A 20,440-nucleotide genomic window follows, 5' to 3' on the forward strand; every position below is an offset into this window, starting at 1 on the left:
TACTATTGGTTCAAGCATTAACTGAGCATATAAAGAGCTTGCTAGAATGTAAGATAAACGAAGGATGAACGTAAGATGAACGTAAGATGATGAGTATTTCAATAATATATCACTATCTTTAAGAAAAACAAAAATCTATGGCAATCTCAAAAAACAATATCGTTACCGAAACCCTAAGCGGCAAGGTGGGTAACATTATCTTTAAAAACTATGGAGGTAAAACAGTTATCAGCAAATACCCTGATATGTCTAAAGTTGTAAAGACCGAAAAGCAAAAAGAAAACCAACTGCAATTTAAAGCTGCGCAAGCGTATGCAAAAAGTATCATTTCAGACACCGAGAAAAAGCTAGCCTTTACTAAAACGATACCCAAAGACAAGACCGTTTACCAAGCTGCCATATCAAAATACCTGAAAGAGAACAAATGACTCAAGAGCTCAAGATTTATTGTTTTGCAGTAAAGAACGATTACAGCCAATCTTTGATGGGGGCCTTAGCTAACCATTTTAAGATAATACAGTATAACTCTCTAAAAATTTATATTTTTGCAATCAAAGTATTAAAATATGGCAAGCTTTACCCTAACCCCAGAATCTTGGGAAAGAGTTAAAATTAAATTTTTAAGAAAATACCGCGATTTAACTTCGGCTAACTTATCCTTTTCTCCAGGTCAAGAAGATCAGTTGGTACAACAGTTAATGTCTCTGGTTAAAAGAGATCAGGCATATATAGAGTTTACAATCAAAAAGGCATTAGCCGATCCAGCAGGTAATAGACTTTAGGGTCTATTTTATATCACTATACTTTTTTGTAAGTTTAACACTAATTTAACGGGTATGAAGAAAATTAAGATTAGTGTCTTGTTAATTGTTGCTTGTTCTGCATTGATAACACTTGCATTTAAGGAAGACTTATTCTTGGTTTCAAAAAACCTAGATATCTTTGCTTCTTTATATAAGGAAATCAATATCAACTATGTTGAAGAAACTAGTCCGGGCGATTTAATGAAAACCGGTATTGATGCCATGCTAGAGGGTTTAGATCCTTATACCGAGTATATTCCAGAATCGGAGATAGAAAACTATAAACTTAATTATGTAAGTACCCAATATGGGGGGATAGGAGCAGGAACTTTATTTATTGAAGGAAAACTTTTTGTAAATGAAGTAAGTGAAGGAAACCCTGCAAATAAGCAAGATATCAAACCTGGGGACCAAATCGTAAAAATTAACGGCACAGATACCCAAGGTAAAGATCGTAGTCAAATTAGCCAGCTGCTTAGGGGGCCAAAAGGATCGCCTTTAAATTTGGTGTTGATTAGAGAAGGAGCTGTTTTAAATAAAACCCTGGTAAGAGAAGAAATTAAACAGCCGAATGTTTCTTATTCCGGTATGCTAGAAGATCAAATTGGCTATATTAAATTAGACAAGTTTTTAGAAAATTCAGGGCAAGAAGTAAAGGATGCATTGACCAATATAAATAAATCTAACCCGAAAGGCATTATAATAGATTTAAGGAACAATGGGGGCGGTATCCTTCAAGAAGCGGTAAAGATTGTAAACCTATTTGTGCAAAAAGATATCTTGGTTGTTGTACAAAAAGGTAGAAACCCAGAAAAAACAATCAGGTATCAAACTTTAAGCCAACCAATTTCACCTCAAGTTCCATTAGTTGTTCTAGTTAATGGGTCATCGGCTTCGGCTTCTGAGATTGTAGCGGGGGCTCTGCAAGATTTAGACAGGGCAATTGTAATTGGTCAACGTAGTTACGGCAAAGGCTTAGTGCAGCAAACATTTAATCTTCCTTATAATAGCTTGGTAAAAGTCACTGTAGCTAAATATTATACACCATCTGGGCGATGTATACAAGCGCTAGACTACGCTCATAAAGATGAAAATGGAATTGCTGAGAAATTTGCAGATACTGCAATGAAAGCATTCGGAACTAAAGGGGGAAGAACTGTTTACAATGGCAATGGAGTTTACCCTGATGTTTTTGTTGAGCCAGTTAAATATAGCCCCATCACATTATCATTGGCCAACAAAAATCTTTTCTTTGATTACGCGAACGCCTATAAAAAGGCTAACAAGGATTTGCCTAATGTTAAAACATTTCAATTAAGTGATGTAAATTATACAGCGTTTGTTAATTCTTTGGCAAGCAAAGATTATAACTATACTTCAAAAACTGAACGTTTATTGTCAGATTTAAGATCTGAGGCAGAGAAGGAAAACAAATTAGCAGCCGTAAAAACAGATTTAGAAGAGTTGAAGTCAAAAATGCTAAGTGCAAAGAAAACAGATTTAATAACTCATAAAGCAGAGATTAAAAGAGTTTTAGAAACGCAAATTATAAGTAGATACTATTTTGAAAAGGGGAAAATAGAACAATCCTTTCAATATGATAAGGAAATAGCTCAAGCAAAGTCGCTTTTTAGCAATCAATCTCAAATTTTCGCTATCTTAAAGGGCGATGGCAGCTTTAAAGTGATAGGAAATCCCTCTAAAATATCAAATTCAAATAATTAAGCCTCTTTTCTTTTCATATTTGTAACTAAGAATTAAGTTTTAACTTGTTTTTTATCAATTATTTAACTCAAAACAAAATACTCTCACTAAGTGTTAAAAAGTGTTAAATTTTAACAACCTCATTTTCAGATACTTGTAAAATCAACCATTTTTTTTAGCACTCTAAAATTTTGATTCCAAAGTAGTTTTATCCATATTTAGGGATTAATTAACTATTAACTAACCTAAATTTTATTAATTTATGAAAAAACTTGTACTAAGTTTATTCATCTTGTGTACACTTACTGTGGCCGCGTTCGCTCAAGAACGTACAGTAACAGGTACAATCAAAGCAAGTGAAGACGGACTACCTATCCCAGGTGCGTCCGTAAAAGTAAAAGAGGCTCCTGCAGTTGGAACAACAACAGGAGTAGATGGTAAGTTTACCTTAAAGGTGCCTGCAAACGGTAAAACTTTACAGGTTTCTTACTTAGGTTACCTTACGCAAGAGGTAGCTATTTCAAATAATGCAGTGAATGTTTCTTTAGTTTTAGATTCTAAAACTTTAGATCAAGTAGTTGTTACAGCGGGTGGTGTTACCATTAAACGTCGTGAGCAAGGTAACCAATCAACAACTATTAATTCTCAACAATTAACACAAGCTAAAGCATTTAACGTTGCAACTGCCTTAACTGGTAAAGTTGCGGGTTTACAAGTAAATGCCGTAAGTTCTGGTGTTAACCCTAACGTGAGATTAGTATTACGTGGAAATCGTTCGTTATTAGGTAATAACCAAGCTTTGGTTGTTGTGGATAACGTAATTGTACCAAACAATATCTTAGGTAACTTAAACCCTGAAGATATTGAAGACATTCAAGTATTGAATGGTGCTGGTGCAGCGTCTCTTTATGGTTCTGATGCATCAAATGGAGCTTTGATTATTACAACTAAAACTGGTAAACGTGGTGTTACCTCAATTACTGTTGGTCAAACTGTAAGTATTGAGCAGGTAAACTTCTTGCCTCAGTTACAGGAAGAGTTTGGTTCTGGTACTGGTAACGATGATATTCCAACCTATACTCCTTATGAAAATCAGCAGTATGGACCAAGATTTGATGGTTCAATGAGAATTATTGGTAAGCCATTAGCTGATGGTCGTATACAAACTGTTCCATATTCTCCATCTTCTCAAGGTAAAGATGATTTTTGGGATACAGGTATCGCTAGCCAGTCTGACTTTGCTATCTCTTCTGGAGATGATAAAGGCTCTTACTATTTATCATCTCAATATTTTGATCAGTCAGGTACTGTAAAAAATGATTTATACAACCGTTTCACTTTAAGATTAAATGGTAAAAAGGATTTAGGTAATAACGTTGATTTTAGCTTTAATGTTAACTATATCCAAAACAGATATAACTTAACTACAGCTACAGCTACAATTTTTGATAACGTTTTGCAGACTCCTGCTCAAATTCCATTGACTACTTATCAAAACTGGCAAACGGATGATTTTGCTCATCCAAATGGTTATTTTAATGAGTATTATGCTAACCCATACTTCACTATAGATAACAATAGACAATCAGTTAGAAATGATTATTTGACTGGTAACGTTCAGATTAAATGGTATCCTATCAAAGCGTTATCATTTATGTTCCGTACTAGTATTAATACACAAAATGCTTCTAACAAGGCATACACAGATAAATTTAACTATTCTACTTATAGATTAGGGCTAACTTCTAATTTTGCTAACATACAAGGTAGTGTAAGTGATGGTTCAAGTTTTAGCACTCAAATCAGTCCAGAGTTTCAAGCTCAGTACATTAAAAGATTAGGTAGTGATTTCTCTTTAAATACTATTTTAGGTGCTAGTTCTAGAAGTAATACCACCAAAGGGGTATCTGTTAGCGCGAACAACTTGATTCAAGCTGGTTTATTTAACATTTCAAACAGTTTGGTTAATCCAGGTGCTGGAGAGAGTAATGTTACTGTACGCCAAATGGGTATATATGCTGATGCTCGTTTAGGATTTAAAGATTATTTGTACTTGCACGTTACTGGTAGAAATGACTGGCGTTCAGTACTATCTAAAGAAAATAGATCATTCTTCTATCCATCTGCAGATATCGCATTCATTGCTTCTGATGCAATCCCAGTGATTAAAAATTCTAAAATCATCAACTCATTAAAATTAAGAGCTGGTGTATCTAAAGTAGGTTTAGTAAATTTAGGTGTTGGAAGCAGTCCTACAGCAGGTGCTTACGCATTAACGCCAACATTTGGTCAAGCTTATGGCTACCCTTATAATGGTGTTGCTGGTTTCACTATCGGAAATCGTATTGTTGCTCCTAACATTAACCCAGAGATTACTAAAGGTTATGAAGGTGGTATGGATTTCGAATTATTCAAATCGAGAATTACTGGTGCCTTCACTTATTATAAAACTAATACTACAGACCAAACGGTTCCAGTTAGTGTACCTTCAAGTACTGGTTATACTTCTTTCTTAACTAATACTGGAGAAGTAGAAAATCACGGTATTGAAACTGCAGTTAGAGTAATTCCTGTGCAAAACAAAACTAATGGTTTAGAGATTTCTGTTGGTGCTAACTATACTTACAATACAAACGAAGTATTATCTATTAGCCAAGACTTACCTCAATTAGGTTTGGCAAGTTCTGGTACATCACAAGTAATTGCAAGACCAGGTTCTCCATTCCCTTTCTTAAAAGGAAGTACGTATGTGAGAGATTCTCAAGGTAGAATCATTGTAGATAGAGTTACTGGTTTCCCTTCAGCTACTGTTTTAACATCAGATTTTGGTCAAACAGAGCCAGTTCACCGTTTAGGTTTAGATGCAACTGTTAATTTCAAAGGATTTAGATTAGCCGGATTATTCGAATATAGAGGTGGTAACGTAATGTTTAACTCTGCCGGTAGTTTTGATTTTTCTGGTGCTGGTATTAGAACTACATATTTCAATAGGGAGCGTTTTGTTGTTCCTAATTCATCTTATCTAGATCCAGTTAGCAATACTTATGTAGCTAATACAAGTATTACAACTAGAACTGGTGGTGTAGATTTCTGGACTAACGGACCAACCAATACAGCGGTAAATGAAAACTATTTATATTCTGCAGCATTCTGGAAACTTCGTGAGCTTTCATTAACGTATGAATTGCCGAAATCAGTTTTAAGTAGCCTTAAATATATTAAAGGTGCACGTATCAGTGTTCAAGGTAGAAATTTGTTCTTGTGGACTCCAAAAACAAACATCTACACAGATCCAGAGTATAGTGCTGCTGGTTCTGATAGTAATGCAATTGGATTTACATCTTTAGGACAAACTCCTCCAGCTAGATTCTTTGGCGCTACTCTTTCATTAACATTATAATTTGAGAAAAAATATGAAAAAGATATTAAATTGTTTATTAATAAGTGCCGTAGTAATAGGGTTTTCATCTTGTGAAAAGTTTCTAGATGTAAATACAAATCCTAATAGTGCTACAACAGCTACAGCTGCACTTGTATTGCCACAGGCAATTGTAGGAACGGCTTCGATCTCTAATACATTTAGCCAAAGCTATTCATACCCAGCTGGTATGTTTGCAAACGTAGCTGGTGTAGGTGGTTATGGTGCTACCCTAACTTATGCATATACTACATCAAGTTTTACAGGTCTTTGGACTTCAACACTTGATAATGCAACTGACTATAAATATGTAATTGATCAGAATGGAACTGATGCAACATTAGCATATAGTACTTCTATCGCTAGAATTATGAAAGCTTTTGCATTTGCTAGAATGGTAGATCAATATAATGACATTCCTTATAGTAAAGCATTGCTGGGAACTGCTGCATTAACTCCTACTTATGATAAAGCAGAAGATGTTTACAAAGATTTAGTGAAAGAAACAACTGAAGCAATTGCTGCTATTACTGCTGCTCAAGCGTCTGCTGCTACTCAAGCAATTGCCTCAACTGCAGACCCTCTGTTTAAAGGTGACATGGATAAATGGAAACGTTTTGCAAATACTTTAAGGTTACGTTTGTTAATTAAAATGGCAGGTGTGCCAGCTTTAACAGCTTACGCTACTCCTTTGTTTGCTACTACTGCCTCTGTTGGTTATTTAACCGATGATGCTTTGGTAAACCCAGGTTACCTTAAAGAAGCAGGTAGAATGAATCCTGTTTACGGATCTTTAGCAGCTAGTGCTACTAACGTACGTTCACAAACTTCTGCTACAACCACTAAATGGATGTTAGCATTTTATAATGGAGTGAAGTTTAATGATGTTGCTAGAGGATCAGTTATTTTTAGGGCATTCCCTAATACACCTGCAAATCAGTTAGGTGACGAGAGTGCAGGTGCGGTTGCTCCTATTGCTACTTATACTGCTTGGTTTACTGGTGCTGATTTTAACACTACTGCTTTAGGTGTAGCTAAAGGACCAACACAAGGTGCAGTAATTATGTTAAAAGCAGAAAGCGATTTCTTGCAAGCAGAAGCCCAAGCTCGTGGTTATATTACATCGGGTGACGCTGGTTTGGCTGCTTTTGAAAATGGTATTAAAGCCTCTTATAATTACTTGTACAAAAACGCATCAGATGTAGCTACTAAAACTGCTGCTGACGCAACAACTTTCTTGAACGATTATAAAGCTAATAATGCAACTAGTTGGAATGTAAATTATACATTAGCTCCTTTAGGAACAGATTATAACCAAAGTATTTTGGGTAGAAAAATCGAAGCAATCATTACTCAAAAATATATTGCATTGGCTAATATCCAGAATGATGAAGCGTTTAATGAGTACAGACGTACTGCATGGCCAAGGGTGGTAACTAATGGTGCTAATCCTCCAACAGATACATTTGCATCAAAATCATCAGTTGCTACTACGCCAGATAAAATCATCACAAGAATTTTATATCCACAAGAAGAATATAACTTAAATCCTAGCAATGTGCCTACTAACATTAGCTTGTATACTTCTAAAATATTCTGGGACGTAAATTAATTTTATAGAAATTATGAAAAAATATATTTTTAAATCAATTGGCCTTTTAGTTGCCATTGCAACTTTATCTTCATGTTTAAAAGATGATAGGTTGGTTTTAGATCCTGATAAGGGAACTAATGTTATTGAATTTCAAAACCCATCTGATATAGCAGTTCATGGTAGCACATACGCATTGTATTCTATAGCATTTCCAATTGTTACTACTCCTACAGAGGTTCCAGTTACTGTAAGTTATTCTGGGCCGGCTGACGGAGCACCAGAAGACATAACAGTTAGTGTTGGCTTAGGTGATGCTGCAACTATTACGCAATATAACACAGAGAATGCAAAAACATTTACTCTAATGGATCCTGCAGTTTATACTATAAATGCAACTTCTGTAGTAATACCTAAAGGTAAAAAAACTGCAACTTTTACTGTTTCAGTTAAAACTTCACTATTTGATTTAACTAAATCGTATGCTTTGCCATTAAAGATTAAAAGTGTTTCATCTGGTACAATTAGCTCTAACTTTAGTAATATTTTATTAAACCTTGCTGCAAAAAATAAATTTGATGGTTCATATACCTATACATCAACAATTTTTGCGAATGATAGGCCTACAATTTTGCAAAATACAGAGTTTTTGTATCCTGTAGCTTATGATATTCAACTTAGAACATCTGGTGCAAATTCTAATGGCTTATGGAATGGAGCTTTTGGAGATTATTTGATTCCTATTCTTTCAAATACAGGTGGAGTTAGTGGATTTGGCTCAACAAACCTTCAGATTACGTTTGATCCAGCTACAAACAAAGTGCTTTCAGTTGTTAATGGTATTGCTGCACCAGCAAATGGTAGAGCGATGTCTCTTGATCCTGCTGCACCAGCTACTACTAATTACTTTGATCCAGTTAGTCATAATGTTTATTTACAATTCTTTATGACACAACCTGGCTTTGCACCTACTAAAATTGTTGCAGTTTTAAAATATAAAGGTCCAAGACCATAATTATTTTAATCTAAAAAAAAGGGTTGCAAATTTTAGCAACCCTTTTTAGTTTAAGAAAAGATATAGTTATAAAAAAAGCTCCAAAATTTTGGAGCTTTTTTTATTGGTAAGTTTAGGATATGTATAGTTTAATCCATCGCGTGCAAACGAACTTTAAGTCCGTCCATTATAGGGCTTAATTGTAACTGACAAGCTAATCTAGAGTTAGGTAATAAATCAGGTAAGGTATCAAGCATGGCATATTCGTCATCAGACATTTCGTTTAGCTTTTCCTCACCTTCCATTACATCTACACAGCAGGTAGCGCATAATGCCATCCCGCCACAAGTGGCTAAAACATCATACTCACTGGCTTTTAGAAACTCCATTAGACTTAACCCCATATCTGTAGGGGCAGTTAACGTGCTTTTATTGCCTTCACGGTCTTCAACTTCAATTGTAATGTCTATTGTTTCCATTCTTAAAATTCTGTTACACCGTTAACAGTTGTATATTTCATGGTGTATTTAATGCCTGGGTTCATGTATTGATATGCACTATGACTCATTAAAGCAGCCTCATGAAAGCCACATAAAATTAACTTTAATTTATTAGTGTAAGTATTAATGTCACCAATTGCGTATATACCCGGTATATTGGTCGAGTAGTCATCTGTATTTACCTCAATGGCGCTCTTGCTTATGTTTAAATTCCATTGCTCTATAGGGCCTAATTTAGGGCTTAAGCCGAATAAAGGGATTAGGTGGTCTGCTTCATAGGTTGTGGTTTCCATTGTGCGGTTATGGATTACTTCTACGTTTTCTAATTTACCTTCCCCAGAAACCGAATTTAGGTTGCTATTTAAAACAAGGTTGATCTTTCCACTTTCAGCTAATTCCATCACTTTATTTACAGAATCAGGGGCACCACGGAAACTTTCACTTCTATGTACCAAGGTTAATTCAGAAACAACATCTGCCAAGAAAATAGTCCAGTCTAATGCAGAGTCACCTCCGCCTGCAATAACCATTTTCTGACCACGATATTTCTCTGGGTCTAGGATCATGTAATTAACACCTCTACCATTTTCAAATTGCTCTAAGCCAGCAACAGCCGGTTTGCGAGGTTCGAAACAACCTAAACCACCAGCAATAACCACAACTTTAGCTTCAATGATGGTTCCCATATTAGTGGTTAACACAAAATCAGCTTCGCCACGTTTTTCTAAACCTTCTATTCTTTCACCTAAAGTATAACCTGGGTGGAAAGGTTTAGCCTGTTCAACCAAATTATCTACTAACTCTTGAGCTAATACAGTTGGGTATCCTGGAATGTCGTAAATGGGTTTTTTAGGATATATTTCTGAAAGTTGACCACCTACTTGAGGTAAGTAATCAATTAAATGGCAACGCATTTTTAATAAGCCAGCTTCGAAGATGGCAAATAAACCAACAGGACCGGCGCCAATTATGGCTATATCAGTAGAGATCATTTACAAAAAGTTTAATGCAAAGTTACGAAATCAGCCACATTATTTAGACATATTCTACATTATTTTAATAAAATCTATTAATTTGGTCGTTTTTAATTAGTCTGCCAATTAATATTCACTTAATCAGAATTTAATTCCGACTTAATAGCTCATACCCAAATTCTGAAATACAAAACTCCATACATCTGCAGCTTCCTCAATCATTTTTGCAGTTGGTTTACCCGCTCCATGGCCTGCTTTTGTCTCAATTCTAATTAACATTGGGTTGGTTCCTTTGTATTTTTCTTGAAGAGTTGCTACAAATTTGAAAGAGTGTGCAGGTACTACTCGATCATCATGGTCTGCCGTTGTAATTAAAGTAGCTGGATATTTTAAATTAGCTTTAACATTATGTAGGGGCGAATATTTGATTAAATAATCAAAATCTTCTTTTTTATCGCTACTTCCATATTCAACTGCCCATCCCCAACCGACTGTAAATTTGTGGTAACGTAACATATCTAAAACACCAACCGCCGGTAATGCAACCTTAAACAATTCTGGTCTTTGAGTCATGCAAGCCCCAACTAAAAGTCCGCCATTGGAACCTCCAGAGATTGCAATTTTATCGGCGTTAGTATATTTTTCTTTAATGAGGTATTCGGCAGCAGCGATAAAATCATCAAATACATTTTGTTTCTTTTCTAGCATACCTGCTTTGTGCCAAGCTTCGCCGTATTCACTTCCGCCACGCAAACTAGGTTGGACATAGATGCCGCCCTTTTCTAAAAATAACATTCTAGACAGGCTAAAACTAGGAGTTAAAGAAATTTGGAAACCACCGTAAGCATAAAGGAAAACAGGATTGTTTCCATCTAATTTAATTCCTTTTTTATGCACAATAAACATGGGTACTTTGGTTCCATCTTTTGATGGATAAAATACTTGCTTGGTTTCATAATCATCAGTATTGAACTTTAATTCTGATTTTTTATACAGCACCGATTCCCCTTCTCTTATATTGTAATGATAAGTTATGCCCGGGGTAGTAAAATTTGTAAAGGAATAGAAGAATTCTTGATCTTCCTTAAAGCCGCCAAAACCACCTACCGTGCCAATATCAGGAAGTTTTACATCTTTCAGTTTTTTTCCAGTTAAGTCAAACTGAACAATATTTGTGCTGGCATCTTTTAAATAAGAAGCCCATAAAAATCCTCCTCCAGTACTCACACTCTCCATTGCCAATTGAGATTCTGGGATAATTTTTTGCCAGTTTTTAGGGTGTGAATTTTTTGGATCTACCAATACAACTTGTTTGTTCGGAGCACCTAAGTCAGTGTTCACTAATAATTTATCGCCAATATTATCAATCACATTGTGATTGTTTTCAAAACCTTTAACTAACAATTCGATTTTGTTAGTTGATGATGCGAAGTCTTGATAGAACAATGCATTTCCTGAAGTTCCTGCACTAGCATAAATAACCAGAAAGTGCTCATCTTCGGTAACCTGTGCTCCGAAATATAAGTTTGGGTTTGTTTTGTCTTCAAATACCAATTGATCGTTTTTTTGCAAATCGCCAAGTTTATGATAATAGACTTTCTGATATTTATTAGCTGCCGATAACTCCATTCCTTTTGCTGGCTCATCATATCTGCTGTAATAAAATCCATCGCCTTTCCAGGCCGCACCAGAAAATTTAGTCCATTTTAATTCGTCAACCAATTTTTTCTTTGTGGCAATTTCCATCACATAAATATTGCTCCAGTCAGAACCAGATTGGGCGATAGAGTACGCAACATATTTTTTGTTATTAGAAAAGCCTAACAAGGAAATTGATACGGTTCCATCTTTAGATAGTTGATTTGGATCTAAAAGAACTTCCTCTTTCCCATTTAATCCTTTTTTTAAGAACCAAATGCTTTGGTTTTGCAATCCGTCATTTTTGGTGAAAAAGTAATATTCTCCAACCTTAAATGGTGCAGATTCTTTAGGATAATTCCAGATTTCTGTTAAGCGCTTTTTGAAATCTTCTCTATACGGAATTTGTGATAGGTAATTCTGTGTTACTTTGTTTTGCGCATCAACCCATTTTTTTGTTTCTGTGGAGGTGTCATTTTCTAACCAACGATAAGGGTCTGCTATAGTTGTGCCGAAATAACTATCAGTTGTTGAATCTTTTTTTGTTTCTGGATATGCCATTAAAGTGATTTTTTCTGCTGGTTTTTTACCTGGATTACAGGCAAGTAGTGGGACTGCAAATAAGCTGAAAATGAGTGGGTTTTTCATGTCAAAATAAATTATTTACTAATATATGTTTTTCAGTTCTTAAAGTTTTAATCGCAAAAGGGCACAAAAGGTATTGAATACTTGGCGATTAGCCTTTTGCCTTAGTCTTTAAGCTTTTTGCTTTAAGCTTTTTAAATTACCTTTGGGATTGATGATGGCAAAGAATATTTATTTCGCTTCTGATTTTCATTTGGGTTCGCCTAGTTATGTTGAAAGTCGCAAAAGAGAAGAACGCATTGTAAATTGGCTAAATTTTATTGAGCCAAATTGTGGTGAGCTTTTTTTAATGGGCGATGTGTTTGACTTTTGGTTTGAATACAAAACTGTTATACCAAAAGGATTTATCCGTTTGCAAGGGAAATTAGCTCAAATGGCCGATGGCGGCATAAAAATCTATTTCTTTAAGGGCAATCATGACATGTGGGTAAACGATTATTTTACTAAGGAAATGGGGATTGAAATTGTTAGTGATGAACTTATTATTGATAGGAGTGGGAAGAAATTTTATTTGCACCATGGAGACGGATTAGGGCCGGGCGATGCGAAATATAAATTCTTGCGTAAGATTTTTAGAAATCCTTTTTGCCAGTGGGCATTTTCAATGTTGCCGCCTCGTATTGGATTATCAATTGCCAATGGCTGGTCTGGAAGTAGCAGACTTGCCAGCGATGAAAAAGAAGAATTTTTAGGAGAAGAGAATGAATGGTTAGCCATTTATGCCAAAGAACAATTAGCTAAACAACACTTCGACTACTTTATTTTTGGGCATAGACATTTGCCATTAGACATTAAGCTAAGTAATAATAGCAGGTATGTAAACATAGGGGAGTGGATTAATTACAGCTCTTATGGTGTTTTTGATGGTGAAGATTTAAGATTGGAATACTTTAAGGGTAATTAGTATAAAGTATCGAGTATCAAGACGTGATGGTTACAAAACTGTTAACGGAAAACTGCAAACTGAGGATTTTTCCTTATTTTTGCATTCTTATTTGGCACAGGTTTGTGTTTAGTAAACCCCTGCCTGCGGCAGGCAGGCGATTGAAACTAAAAATGCTTTGTTTATTGTAGCGAAGCAGATTTTCAAAAGAATTTAATACTATGTTAGAAAAATTAGAAGCGATAAAATTGCGTTGGGAAGATGTAGAAGAGCAATTGAGCAATCCTGATACGATGCAGGATATGAAGCGTTTTGCAGCTTTAAACAAAGAATATAAAGACTTGGGCAAAATTGTGGATGAATATAAAATCTACAAAAATGTAATGAGTAACATTGACGCCAACAAAGATATTTTGAGTTCTGAGAAGGATCCAGAAATGCGTGAAATGGCAAAAGAAGAACTGGACATGCTATTGGTTCAACAGGAGAAAATGGAAGAAGAAATTCGCTTGATGTTGATACCAAAAGACCCAGAAGACGCTAAGAATGCAGTTTTTGAGATTAGGGGTGGAACAGGCGGAGATGAGGCAGCTTTGTTTGCTGGAGATTTATACCGGATGTATAGTCGTTATTTTGACACCAAAGGTTGGAAAGTTGAGACCGTAGATGTAACAGAAGGTACTGCAGGCGGGTATAAAGAGGTAATTTTAAAGGTTAGTGGCGATGATGTGTATGGTCAGTTAAAATATGAATCTGGTGTGCATCGTGTACAACGAGTTCCCGATACAGAAACACAAGGTAGGGTGCATACTTCAGCAGCATCAGTTGCTGTTTTGCCAGAGGCAGAAGAAATTGATTTGTACATTAATCCAGCGGATATTGAACTGCATACTTCACGTTCTGGAGGTGCAGGGGGTCAGAATGTAAACAAGGTTGAAACAAAAGTTCAATTAACACATAAACCATCTGGAATTGTAGTGGTTTGTCAACAAGATAGATCGCAGTTAGGTAACCGTTTAATTGCAATGGAGATGTTGCGTAGTAAATTATACGACATAGAATTGCAGAAAAAGAATGGTGATGTTGCGGCAAGACGTAAGACGATGGTATCAACTGGAGATAGGTCAGCTAAGATCAGAACTTACAATTATCCACAAGGAAGGGTAACAGATCACCGTATTGGCTTAACCTTGTATAACCTAAATGGCGTAATGGATGGTGGGGTGCAAGAGTTAATTGATGCTTTGCAGTTTGCAGAGAATGCAGAGAAGATGAAAGAAGGTGCTGTAATTTAGGTTGTTACAATTATTTTAAAATATTTGTTGTAAAATAAATTAAAGACGCTATATTTGCAATCCCGAAACGAAAGAGATTTTGTTTTAGGAAAACGGATCGGTAGTTCAGCTGGTTAGAATGCCGCCCTGTCACGGCGGAGGTCGCGGGTTCGAGTCCCGTCCGGTCCGCATAATGAAATTCTAGAACACCTAAATCCTGTAGTCATTGATTACAGGATTTTTTGTTTTTAGGCGTTGATGTTTGCTTAATGATTATTTCTACAATAATCTCTGCAAGAAATTTTAGAAAGTCCTCTTCATCTTGATTTTCCATAATTTTTACATTTATAATTTATACTTTCTTGTTATTACGATACTGTAATCTTTAGTAGCTAATTCGACACAGCAATAGAAAGACAAAGAGAGTCTTTTAAACGTACAATTCAGTAACTGGATATTCTCAAAATATAAGAAATTATAAAGCCGCCGAATAGAAATGTATCGGAAAAGGCAAAAACGACCTTTTGATTTGTACAAGGAATTTGTAAAAATTGGTGTTAATACGCTGAATTAAAATACAATTAAGATTTGTTTTTGGTATTTTTTTAGTTATTATTGATATAGGTTACCTAAATTCCCATGGCTCTCTCAAAATATGCTCCTATTACCGAAGTAGTGGATGATGGTTTACGAATCCCAGAAGTTGGAGAATGGGGATTGGAAAAATATAGATTGGTGGGACATTATGCAGATCTATTTACTTCAACAATGAAGTCAAAGTGGGAAAATTTAGTCTATATTGATTTATTTTCCTCGAGTGGGTATGCAAGAATAGAGACTACGGGAAAAATCGTAAAATCCTCAGCGATGATAGCACTTTCATTGTCTAACCCCTTTACCAAGTATATTTTTTGCGACGAAAATGAACTTCTTATAAATGATCTTGAAATTAGGGTAAAAAGAGATTTTCCCAATTTGAATACAGTATTTGTCAAGGGAAATTGCAATACAAAGATAAACGAAATCCTAAGCCATATCCCACAATTCAGCAAGACCAATCGTGTGCTAAGTTTTTGTTTTGTAGACCCGTTTGCACTTGAGATTCATTTTTTAACGTTAAAGTTGTTAGGTAGACTGAAAATGGATTTTCTTATTTTAATAGCAACAGGTATGGCTGCAAAAAGAAACGAGAATAATTATAGTAAGCCAAATAATAAGACAATAGAAAATTTCCTTCAAGATCCTGATTGGAGAAATGACTATAAGGGAGATATTGACACTGCTGACCAGTCTTTTACACAATTTGTAACGGGAAGATTAAAGTCTAGCTTTAAACTTTTGGAGTATAATGATATTGAAGATTTTCATCCCGTACGATATAGACTTAACGGGAAATCCGTATTATTGTATCATTTAGCGTTCTTTTCCAAGGACAAACAAGGAAATAAATTTTGGAATATTTCTAAAAGTTACGTTAATGAACAAACATCATTGTTTTGATCAATAAGTAAACATCATTATGGCAGAATCAACGATAGAATGGACTGAGTTAACATGGAATCCTGTAACTGGCTGTAAAAAAATTAGCCCTGGATGTAAATTCTGTTATGCAGAAGTAATGTCCAGACGTTTGAAGGCAATGAGAGTTGGTAAATACAAGGATGGATTTAAAATCAGAATTCACCCAGAATCATTGAATATACCCTTTACTTGGAAAAAGCCAAAGGTGGTTTTCGTAAATTCCATGAGTGATTTATTCCATGATGAAATCCCGCTTGATTTTATTAAGGCAGTTTTTGCTGTAATGAATTCAACCCCACAGCATACCTATCAAGTCCTTACCAAGCGTTCAGATAGGCTGCTGGCAATTGCAAGAGAATTAAATTGGACACAAAATATTTGGATGGGGGTTTCTGTTGAAAATGAAAAGTATGTTCATAGGGTTGTTGAGTTAAGTCAAACTCCGGCACGGACCAAATTTCTATCCATAGAGCCACTGTTAGGGCCGATAAAGTCATTACCTCTGAATAATATAGATTGGGTAATTGTAGGAGGCGAATCGGGGCATGGCGCAAGACCAGTAAAATTTGAATGGATAGATTATATTAGACAGCAATGTGAAAGCCTCGATGTTCCTTTTTTCTTTAAGCAATGGGGCAAACCAAAATTCAATAATAACCCTGATGATCCTACAATTGATAAAGAACATCCAAGACATGCTAAGGGAGGCTGCGAACTTGATGGTGTAATTTATAGGGAATTACCGATTGCAATCTAACTATTGAAATCTAGGCTTAATTACATCATTAGCAATCTTTATTGCAGTTGTATTGTTTGTCGCTAAGTAGAAATGATACATAGGTGAATTTTTAGAATTCCTTAGTACATAAGGTTGGGATACATATTTGAAAACGGTTTTCAGTCTTTCTTGATATAATTTGGCCGCCCTTACAATTGCATTACTTAATTTTTGACCATTTTCAACATCTCCGAATAAGTTGATTCTTTGATCGGCATAAAAATAGTTCCTTATCTCATCCTCTTGCATGCCTAAAAAAATCTTCAACCTATTAACCCATGTATCGCTGATATTCCCATCTTTTTTCAATAATCTGGTTACACCCATTCCTAATGGCACGAGAATCCACATGTCAACGCCCAAGCCTTTTAGTGTAGTTAACGACTCCCATTTTACTTGCATTCCTTTGGGGTCTATAAATGCTAAAACTTTTGTAAACTCATTTTCAGGTTTAAGCAGATAATTGGCCATATCCTTTATCTTTACATTACAGTCTTCGGATTTAACGAAGCAATTTCTACTGGGATACGGAAATTTTATATCTATTTGTGCTTTTAAGTTTTCGGCATATTTCTTAACCAGTTCTACGAAATAGTATATATCGAAGATTTTCGGATCATCGATAGCCAGAACTCTAAGCGCGGCACCTTGGATGATGTCTTCATCTTGTTTTTCGATATCTCCAGATCCTGCAAACCCATCAAAATAAATAAGTTTGAAAGATTGGTTTGTCATGACCTTTAGGTAGGCCTGGGTATATGAGGTTACAATTTCTATTTTTTGACTAGTCCAGTTACCGCCAAAATTATTCATTAAAAATAAGTAAGAGATTTAGTATTAGATGATTATTGTAAGGTAAGTTAAATAATTTTTTTTATTCTCCCTTGATAGTCTTGATTGCCACAAATTTTATATATACTATTGTATAGTAATATGCCTGCACTTGACCTAACCAACACTTGGCTTTTTCGAATTATCCATGTCGATAATTTAGAATACCTGCTTGAGCATGGCATGTTCCACAAATCACATATAAACGCCGACCCAAATTACATTAATATTGGCGATAGTATCCTTATCCAGCAAAGAAACGATCATGATGTTGGGATTAATCCTCCTAATGGTCAGTTAGGAGAATACGTTCCCTTCTATTTCGGTGGATTATCTCCAATGTTACTGAATATAAAAACTGGACACAGGGGAATTACGCGAAGACCTCAAGAAGAAATTATCTATATTTGTTGCAGCATTCAGAGTATTCTTGATAAATGTGAATTGTGGTGTTTTACCGATGGGCACGCTAAAAATGCCATTACAACGTTTTATAATCAAATTAATGACCTTAGTCATGTTGATTTAAAGCTTGCTGGAGAACGGTACTGGCATAATACTGATGAAGATTTTGACAAAATGAGAAAGAAACAGGCAGAGTTTTTAGTCAAATTCCACGTTCCTCCAGAATGCATAAGTAATATTATTGTTTACAACGAGGATGCTAGCAAAAGGGTTAGTAAATTAGTTACTGAATCCACAAATAAAATAAAGGTTCATATTTCAAAAAACTTCTATTATTAATGCGATACATTAAAGGGAATTTATTAGAGGCGAATACTGAAGCTCTTGTCAATACCGTAAATACGGTAGGGGTTATGGGTAAGGGGATTGCTCTGCAATTTAAAGAAATGTTCCCTCATAATTATAAACTTTACTTGGCCGCATGTAAAAATGGATTACTCCTTCCCGGAAAATTATTAGCAGTTAAGGACCAAACCCTACAAGGAGAAAAACTAATTATTAATTTTCCAACAAAAACTGAATGGTTCAAAAAATCTCAATATGATTATATTGAAAATGGCTTAAAAGAACTGGCAAAATTAGTTGTTGAGCAAAATATCAAAAGCATTGCGATCCCACCTTTAGGATGTGGAAATGGTGGCTTGAAATGGGATAAAGTTAGGCCAATGATCGAAAAATATTTGGGTGATTTAAAAGACGTCGACATAATTGTTTATGAGCCAAACGAGCAAGTCAAACAAATCCTTAAGGCGCAAGATTCAAAAAAGGAGGTGAAACTTTCTCCGGCTAAAGCAATGCTTTTGTACGCTATGTATTATTATGATTCTTTAGGGGAAAATACTAGTCTCTTTATTGCGAATAAATTAGCCTATTTCTTACAAAGACTTGGTGATCCCAGTTTAAAGAGCTTGAAATTCACTGCCCATCATTATGGACCTTATAGTGTGCAGGTGGAACATATGGTATATGGCTTGAATGGCAAATTTATAAAGGGATTAGAACAGATGCAAGTTAAGGCATTTGAACCGCTTGAACTACAATATGATAAGTTGCAAGAGGTTAGCGACTATGTTAAAAAGGAACTATCTGTTGAACAAAGAAATATTATTAGGCAATTAACAAAACTTATAGATGGCTATCAGTCAGCATTATCAATAGAAATACTGGCGACTGTTGATTTTATTAAAAAACAGAATCCAGGTATTTCTAAGGAAGCAGCAATAATTAAAATCAAAAATTGGTCGGAAAGAAAAAGCGAGCTATTCTTAGATAAGTACTTAGATATAGCTTGGAAGCATTTAGACGATTACAGTCAAAATTTAAATATAGCCTGAAGAAACTAATCTCCTAAATTTCTGATAACTCTGTTCGACTATTTCTGTTAAGGCTGATTATTTCTAGTGATTCATTTTAATTTCCTTATGATCTTCATCAATTTCTTATGTTGTTTTTATTAATAAAATGACAGCAACAATTCTTTTAAAATGATATTAAATAGCAAAAATTTAAGGTATATCTTCTTTCTTATTATTTAGTACTTCCTTTATAACAGCTAAAATTCCTTCTAAATGTTCTAGTGGGTTCCCATTCTCCCCGCTGGTTATTGAACCAAATCATTTAAAAGCCTGTTTTTCGTATGAAAACAGGCTTTTTTGTTTTCAGCGCACCCCAAAATATTCAGGGAACCCAGCCACAAAAATTATATTCGCTATCTGGATATCGTAAATGGTAGTAAACTAGAGTTTAACCTACAAGATGCACCTGATGTAAATTGGGGAACTAAGATTGGAAATGAGCCCAAGGGGATTGTAGGACAAAACTTAGCCAGAAAAAATTAAGAGGTGCATCAAAAAAATCACAATGGTTAATTTATGTTAAATTTCAACAGAAATTTGACCAAGTTAAATTTTTTTATTTTCTTCAAGTAAAAAAAACATGGCTAAGAACTTCTTGATCGTATTGGTGCTATTTCTAGCGTTTGGCTGTAAAAAATACAGTGATGATGATACTACGCTCTACAAGTGGAATAGAGATTTATACAGAGCGAGGGTACATAATGATAATCCTGCAATGTTTTATTCGAAAGATCCAAAGATTTCAGGTAATCCGGATGCAATTTTTTTAAGTTCAGATTATGTTATTTTGACAGAATACCGAAAGGATAAACAGCAAGACAGTATCTATAAAGCCAGTGGGAGGATGCAAGTTTATAAATATGAAAAGGTGGATAATTGATCATTTTAAGTCAGCGAATTAGGGCTTGGTTAAACTGAAGTTCAAAAGTTGTATTCCGAAAGGTATTTGCAATCATTACCATCTTAAATAGCCCTGCGATTTTTGCAGTTAGACCATAAGGGGTGATATGCTTTCTTCGCTTTTTTAACACGCCATTTGGGATAGAAGTTTGGAGATGCAAGGAAT

At 35.1% G+C, this 20,440-nt stretch carries 17 protein-coding genes and 1 tRNA gene; 14 read left to right on the plus strand and 4 right to left on the minus strand.

Annotated elements, in window-relative coordinates; translation table 11 throughout:
• Positions 1-137 precede the first annotated feature (137 nt).
• The 6 genes from EZ428_RS04395 (at position 138) to EZ428_RS04420 (ending at position 8,531) form a co-directional block, all read left to right on the plus strand.
• Positions 138-428: a hypothetical protein gene (locus EZ428_RS04395; protein WP_131551885.1), complete on the plus strand. Its 291-nt coding sequence runs from the start codon at positions 138-140 to the stop codon at positions 426-428.
• Positions 429-566: 138 nt separating this feature from the next.
• Positions 567-782 (plus strand): hypothetical protein, encoded by a 216-nt coding sequence (locus EZ428_RS04400; RefSeq protein WP_131551886.1) that lies wholly within the window; start codon positions 567-569, stop codon positions 780-782.
• Between the two features lie 54 nt (positions 783-836).
• A complete protein-coding gene (locus tag EZ428_RS04405; protein WP_131551887.1) occupies positions 837-2,528 on the plus strand; it encodes a S41 family peptidase in 1,692 nt (563 codons plus the stop codon).
• 241 nt (positions 2,529-2,769) lie between these two features.
• Positions 2,770-5,907, plus strand: a complete 3,138-nt coding sequence (locus tag EZ428_RS04410) for a SusC/RagA family TonB-linked outer membrane protein (protein ID WP_131551888.1) — start codon at positions 2,770-2,772, stop codon at positions 5,905-5,907.
• Positions 5,908-5,920: 13 nt separating this feature from the next.
• Positions 5,921-7,537 (plus strand): SusD/RagB family nutrient-binding outer membrane lipoprotein, encoded by a 1,617-nt coding sequence (locus tag EZ428_RS04415; protein ID WP_131551889.1) that lies wholly within the window; start codon positions 5,921-5,923, stop codon positions 7,535-7,537.
• Between the two features lie 13 nt (positions 7,538-7,550).
• Positions 7,551-8,531 carry a DUF1735 domain-containing protein gene (locus EZ428_RS04420; protein WP_131551890.1) on the plus strand — a complete coding sequence of 327 codons (981 nt, stop codon included), beginning with the start codon at positions 7,551-7,553 and terminating at the stop codon, positions 8,529-8,531.
• A 128-nt stretch (positions 8,532-8,659) separates the two neighbouring features.
• On the opposite strand, the gene EZ428_RS04425 is transcribed toward EZ428_RS04420, so the two are convergent.
• The 3 genes from EZ428_RS04425 to EZ428_RS04435 form a co-directional block, all read right to left on the minus strand.
• On the minus strand, positions 8,660-8,989 hold the full coding sequence (locus EZ428_RS04425; protein ID WP_131551891.1) for a 2Fe-2S iron-sulfur cluster-binding protein: 330 nt from the start codon (positions 8,987-8,989) through the stop codon (positions 8,660-8,662).
• A gap of 2 nt (positions 8,990-8,991) precedes the next feature.
• Complete coding sequence (locus EZ428_RS04430; protein WP_131551892.1) at positions 8,992-10,002, minus strand: NAD(P)/FAD-dependent oxidoreductase; 1,011 nt, start codon at positions 10,000-10,002, stop codon at positions 8,992-8,994.
• Between the two features lie 141 nt (positions 10,003-10,143).
• Positions 10,144-12,270, minus strand: coding sequence for a prolyl oligopeptidase family serine peptidase (locus EZ428_RS04435; RefSeq protein ID WP_131551893.1), 2,127 nt, complete (start codon positions 12,268-12,270; stop codon positions 10,144-10,146).
• 154 nt (positions 12,271-12,424) lie between these two features.
• Here EZ428_RS04435 and EZ428_RS04440 point away from each other — a divergent pair, with 154 nt between their 5' ends.
• From EZ428_RS04440 to EZ428_RS04460, 5 genes are all read left to right on the plus strand, one after another.
• Positions 12,425-13,171 (plus strand): UDP-2,3-diacylglucosamine diphosphatase, encoded by a 747-nt coding sequence (locus EZ428_RS04440; RefSeq protein WP_131552458.1) that lies wholly within the window; start codon positions 12,425-12,427, stop codon positions 13,169-13,171.
• Between the two features lie 200 nt (positions 13,172-13,371).
• Entirely contained in the window at positions 13,372-14,445 is a 1,074-nt protein-coding gene (gene prfA, locus EZ428_RS04445) for a peptide chain release factor 1 (protein ID WP_131551894.1), read from the plus strand.
• Positions 14,446-14,539: 94 nt separating this feature from the next.
• Positions 14,540-14,613 (plus strand) — tRNA-Asp (locus tag EZ428_RS04450).
• A 450-nt stretch (positions 14,614-15,063) separates the two neighbouring features.
• Positions 15,064-15,924 (plus strand): three-Cys-motif partner protein TcmP, encoded by an 861-nt coding sequence (tcmP, locus tag EZ428_RS04455; protein WP_131551895.1) that lies wholly within the window; start codon positions 15,064-15,066, stop codon positions 15,922-15,924.
• 19 nt (positions 15,925-15,943) lie between these two features.
• The gene (locus tag EZ428_RS04460; protein ID WP_131551896.1) at positions 15,944-16,702 is read left to right on the plus strand and encodes a DUF5131 family protein; all 759 of its coding nucleotides are present in this window, start codon (positions 15,944-15,946) and stop codon (positions 16,700-16,702) included.
• On the opposite strand, the gene tcmP (EZ428_RS04465) is transcribed toward EZ428_RS04460, so the two are convergent.
• Complete coding sequence (gene tcmP / locus EZ428_RS04465; protein ID WP_131551897.1) at positions 16,703-17,536, minus strand: three-Cys-motif partner protein TcmP; 834 nt, start codon at positions 17,534-17,536, stop codon at positions 16,703-16,705. It abuts the gene before it with no gap.
• A gap of 120 nt (positions 17,537-17,656) precedes the next feature.
• On the opposite strand from tcmP (EZ428_RS04465), the gene darT reads away from it, so the two are divergent.
• From darT to EZ428_RS04480, 3 genes are all read left to right on the plus strand, one after another.
• Positions 17,657-18,298 (plus strand): type II toxin-antitoxin system toxin DNA ADP-ribosyl transferase DarT, encoded by a 642-nt coding sequence (gene darT / locus EZ428_RS04470; RefSeq protein WP_131551898.1) that lies wholly within the window; start codon positions 17,657-17,659, stop codon positions 18,296-18,298.
• Positions 18,298-19,353, plus strand: a complete 1,056-nt coding sequence (gene darG / locus EZ428_RS04475) for a type II toxin-antitoxin system antitoxin DNA ADP-ribosyl glycohydrolase DarG (RefSeq protein WP_131551899.1) — start codon at positions 18,298-18,300, stop codon at positions 19,351-19,353. Before darT ends, darG begins: the two co-directional genes overlap by 1 nt.
• Positions 19,354-19,954: 601 nt before the next feature.
• Positions 19,955-20,254 (plus strand): hypothetical protein, encoded by a 300-nt coding sequence (locus EZ428_RS04480; protein ID WP_131551900.1) that lies wholly within the window; start codon positions 19,955-19,957, stop codon positions 20,252-20,254.
• Positions 20,255-20,440: the final 186 nt, after the last annotated feature.

Origin of the sequence: Pedobacter frigiditerrae (assembly GCF_004331645.1) — a bacterium.
GTDB classification, from domain to species: Bacteria; Bacteroidota; Bacteroidia; order Sphingobacteriales; family Sphingobacteriaceae; genus Pedobacter; species Pedobacter frigiditerrae.

What these genes read in the sequence shown, in the direction of transcription:
- tcmP (WP_131551895.1), top strand. Translation starts at nt 15,064, where the DNA reads ATGGCTCTCTCAAAATATGCTCCTATTACCGAAGTAGTGGATGATGGT.
- EZ428_RS04420 (WP_131551890.1), top strand. Translation starts at nt 7,551, where the DNA reads ATGAAAAAATATATTTTTAAATCAATTGGCCTTTTAGTTGCCATTGCA.
- EZ428_RS04395 (WP_131551885.1), top strand. Translation starts at nt 138, where the DNA reads ATGGCAATCTCAAAAAACAATATCGTTACCGAAACCCTAAGCGGCAAG.
- EZ428_RS04460 (WP_131551896.1), top strand. Translation starts at nt 15,944, where the DNA reads ATGGCAGAATCAACGATAGAATGGACTGAGTTAACATGGAATCCTGTA.
- EZ428_RS04410 (WP_131551888.1), top strand. Translation starts at nt 2,770, where the DNA reads ATGAAAAAACTTGTACTAAGTTTATTCATCTTGTGTACACTTACTGTG.
- EZ428_RS04440 (WP_131552458.1), top strand. Translation starts at nt 12,425, where the DNA reads ATGGCAAAGAATATTTATTTCGCTTCTGATTTTCATTTGGGTTCGCCT.
- darT (WP_131551898.1), top strand. Translation starts at nt 17,657, where the DNA reads ATGCCTGCACTTGACCTAACCAACACTTGGCTTTTTCGAATTATCCAT.
- darG (WP_131551899.1), top strand. Translation starts at nt 18,298, where the DNA reads ATGCGATACATTAAAGGGAATTTATTAGAGGCGAATACTGAAGCTCTT.
- EZ428_RS04405 (WP_131551887.1), top strand. Translation starts at nt 837, where the DNA reads ATGAAGAAAATTAAGATTAGTGTCTTGTTAATTGTTGCTTGTTCTGCA.
- EZ428_RS04400 (WP_131551886.1), top strand. Translation starts at nt 567, where the DNA reads ATGGCAAGCTTTACCCTAACCCCAGAATCTTGGGAAAGAGTTAAAATT.
- tcmP (WP_131551897.1), bottom strand. Translation starts at nt 17,536, where the DNA reads ATGAATAATTTTGGCGGTAACTGGACTAGTCAAAAAATAGAAATTGTA.
- EZ428_RS04430 (WP_131551892.1), bottom strand. Translation starts at nt 10,002, where the DNA reads ATGATCTCTACTGATATAGCCATAATTGGCGCCGGTCCTGTTGGTTTA.
- EZ428_RS04415 (WP_131551889.1), top strand. Translation starts at nt 5,921, where the DNA reads ATGAAAAAGATATTAAATTGTTTATTAATAAGTGCCGTAGTAATAGGG.
- prfA (WP_131551894.1), top strand. Translation starts at nt 13,372, where the DNA reads ATGTTAGAAAAATTAGAAGCGATAAAATTGCGTTGGGAAGATGTAGAA.
- EZ428_RS04425 (WP_131551891.1), bottom strand. Translation starts at nt 8,989, where the DNA reads ATGGAAACAATAGACATTACAATTGAAGTTGAAGACCGTGAAGGCAAT.
- EZ428_RS04480 (WP_131551900.1), top strand. Translation starts at nt 19,955, where the DNA reads ATGGCTAAGAACTTCTTGATCGTATTGGTGCTATTTCTAGCGTTTGGC.
- EZ428_RS04435 (WP_131551893.1), bottom strand. Translation starts at nt 12,270, where the DNA reads ATGAAAAACCCACTCATTTTCAGCTTATTTGCAGTCCCACTACTTGCC.